This is a genomic window from Neisseria sp. SLRRB23, from assembly GCF_050896295.1.
Taxonomy (GTDB): Bacteria; Pseudomonadota; Gammaproteobacteria; order Burkholderiales; family Neisseriaceae; genus Neisseria.
In genome coordinates, this window is sequence record NZ_JBPBFH010000097.1 from 1 (window position 1) to 408 (window position 408).

2 pseudogenes are annotated in these 408 nt (G+C 48.0%); both read left to right on the forward strand.

The annotated features are described in order from the left end of the window. Nucleotides 1–138 precede the first annotated feature (138 nt). Nucleotides 139–273: pseudogene (locus tag ACRPFF_RS11240) on the forward strand (flavodoxin-dependent (E)-4-hydroxy-3-methylbut-2-enyl-diphosphate synthase); the annotation flags it as partial. Continuing rightward, nucleotides 231–408, forward strand: a pseudogene (gene rplF, locus ACRPFF_RS11245) (50S ribosomal protein L6); the annotation flags it as partial. The pseudogenes ACRPFF_RS11240 and rplF, both read left to right, overlap by 43 nt.

Sequence of the window (408 nt, forward strand, 5' to 3'; positions counted from 1 at the left end):
GAATGAGCAAAAAGGATGCGGCCTAAAAGGCACGGATGATTTCAAAAAACGAATAGGCGAGAAGAGAACATACGTTGAATCAATGTAAGTCGGAAACGCGGAGTTTCGTATTAATGGCAGCGATAGGGTGTCTTGCATAAGAGACAGCTATTGGGACTGCCCGAAGACAAAATCATCCTGTCGTGCAAAGTCAGCGCGGTTCATGATTTGATTCAGGTTTACCGCGAACTGGGCAGCCGTTGCGTCTATCCGCTGCATTTGGGTTTGACCGAACTCATCCAATCGTATCCGAAATGCCTGAAGGTGTTTCTGTTCCAACTCCTAGCCAAACAGAAATCGTTTTGACTGGTGCAGATAAACAAGCGGTTGGCCACGTCGCTGCTGAACTCCGTGCATTCCGTTCTCCTG